We start from the raw sequence: 2,186 nt of genomic DNA, 5'->3' as shown, positions 1-2,186 counted from the left end.
CTACCGCCTCTGGCAAGATCACGCTGGCCGACCTGGCCAAGCATGCCACCGGCAATGTGCCCAAGCAGATCAGCGGCCGCCAGGAAGCGTACGAAAACCTGATCAATCAGTATCTGACGCGTTGATGTCCCGTGGCCGGCGGCGCATTGCGTCGCCGGCCGATGGCGGCCACCCCCGTGGACGCTCCCTTGCATGTTCCCAGGTGAACCCATGTCCAGTGTTTCCATCAACGGCGCCCCCGATGCCGGCGAGAACACCCGTTTCATCATCCTGATCAGCTGTGTAGCCACGATCGGCGGCTTCCTGTTCGGCTTCGACAGCGGCGTGATCAATGGCACCGTCGATGGCCTGAAACAGACCTTCCAGTCCACCGCCGCCGAGACCGGTTTCGAAGTCGCCTCGATGCTGCTGGGCTGCGCCATCGGCGCCTTCTTTGCCGGCCGCCTGGCCGACCGTTGGGGACGCCGCGCGGTCCTGATCATTTCCGCTGCGCTGTTCCTGCTCTCGGCCATCGGCGCCGGTGCTTCGCACAGTTCCGGCTTTTTCATCTTCGCCCGCGTGATGGGCGGTTTTGCGGTTGGCGCGGCCAGTGTCATTTCGCCGGCCTACATTGCCGAGGTGGCCTCCGCACGCTATCGCGGCCGGCTCGCCACGATGCAGCAGATCGCCATCATCAGCGGGCTGTTCTGCGCGTTTTTGAGCAACTACCTGCTGGCCAACGCCGCCGGCGCTTCCACCGAGCCGCTCTGGGCCGGGCAGGCCGCCTGGCGCTGGATGTTCTGGATGCAGGCGATTCCGTCGCTGCTGTTCCTGCTGTTGTTACTGGTCATCCCCGAGAGCCCGCGCTACCTGGTGGTCAAGGGCCGCCGCGAGCAGGCGCTGGTGGTGCTCAAGCGCTTGTACGGCAACGCCGCCGCGCAGACCAAGCTGGGCGAGATTTCCGCCTCGATGTCTGCCGATCAGCACAAGCCCAAGTTCTCCGACCTGATCAACAAGGCCACCGGCAAGGTTCGCCCGATTGTCTGGATCGGGATTGGACTGGCGGTCTTCCAGCAGCTGGTCGGCATCAATGTGGTGTTCTACTACGGCGCGGTGCTGTGGCAGGCAGTCGGCTTCTCCGAACAGGATGCGCTGTTGATCAACGTGCTGTCCGGCGGCCTCAGCATCGGCGCCTGCCTGGTCACGGTGATGCTGGTGGACAAGATCGGTCGTAAGCCGCTGTTGTGGATCGGCTCGGCTGGCATGGCCGTCTCGCTGGCCCTGGTGACTTATGCATTCGCCACCGCCTCGCTGGACCCCAATGGCAAGCTCGCCATGTCCGACGCCATGGGCATGCTCGCGCTGGTCGCCGCTAACGTCTACGTGGTGTTCTTCAACGCCTCGTGGGGCCCGGTGATGTGGGTAATGCTGGGCGAAATGTTCCCCAACCAGATCCGCGGCTCGGGCCTGGCCATTGCCGGTGCCGCGCAGTGGACCTCCAACTTCGCCATCACCGTCAGCTTTCCAATCCTGCTCGGCAGCATCGGTCTGGCTGGTGCCTACGGCATCTACACCGTCGCCGCCTTCATCTCGGTGTTCTTCGTACTCAAATACGTTTATGAGACCAAGGGCAAAGAGCTGGAGCAGATGGAGGGCTGATGACCCCGGTTGTGCAGATATCGGTATCAAAAATGAAGAAGGCCGCGCATTGCGCGGCTTTTTTCGTTGAATGAGTTAAGTAACGGGCAAAGTGACGACAGCCACCATTGCACCACTGAAGTGCAAGAACATTTCCCGGGGATGGCATAAGGGCTGTTGCCCTTACTTATCTCTCGCGATCTGTGCGCTTCAGCTATACGCGGTATGGCAAATCGCTTCACACTAGACAAAATGGTCGACGAACCAGGGAGTGGTTGTATGGCAGGTGCAAGAGAGCTGGCTGAAGGGCTTCTGCTAAGTCTGGGATATTGCGTTGTCTATCTGCTTGTCTGGCATCTGTCTGTTGATCAATGGTACCTGCCGGCTGGCCTGAGAGCTGCGTCGCTTTTATTTATGCCATACCGTCGTTGGCCGTTTCTCTTAGGGAAACTCTGAACAACTCCCCTTGATCCTGCGACAATCACACAGACGCAACGGACAACGACGATGCAACTGACCTTCGGCGATGCGGAGTACAACGGCAAGCGCAAGCGGACGCGGCGTGAGGT

General features: G+C 60.9%; 1 protein-coding gene and 1 pseudogene. Both read left to right on the top strand.

Annotation, left to right across the window (positions count from 1 at the left end):
• Positions 1-210: 210 nt before the first annotated feature.
• On the top strand, positions 211-1,638 hold the full coding sequence (locus NX05_RS12430; protein WP_039434494.1) for a sugar porter family MFS transporter: 1,428 nt from the start codon (positions 211-213) through the stop codon (positions 1,636-1,638).
• A 204-nt stretch (positions 1,639-1,842) separates the two neighbouring features.
• Positions 1,843-2,061: pseudogene (locus NX05_RS22495) on the top strand (MASE1 domain-containing protein); the annotation flags it as partial.
• Positions 2,062-2,186 lie beyond the last annotated feature (125 nt).

Source organism: Xanthomonas vasicola (assembly GCF_000772705.2).
GTDB lineage: Bacteria > Pseudomonadota > Gammaproteobacteria > Xanthomonadales > Xanthomonadaceae > Xanthomonas > Xanthomonas vasicola.
Note: the sequence above shows the minus strand (reverse complement) of the source record. Positions and strands in the feature narration are given on the sequence as shown.

What these genes read in the sequence shown, in the direction of transcription:
- NX05_RS12430 (WP_039434494.1), top strand. Translation starts at nt 211, where the DNA reads ATGTCCAGTGTTTCCATCAACGGCGCCCCCGATGCCGGCGAGAACACC.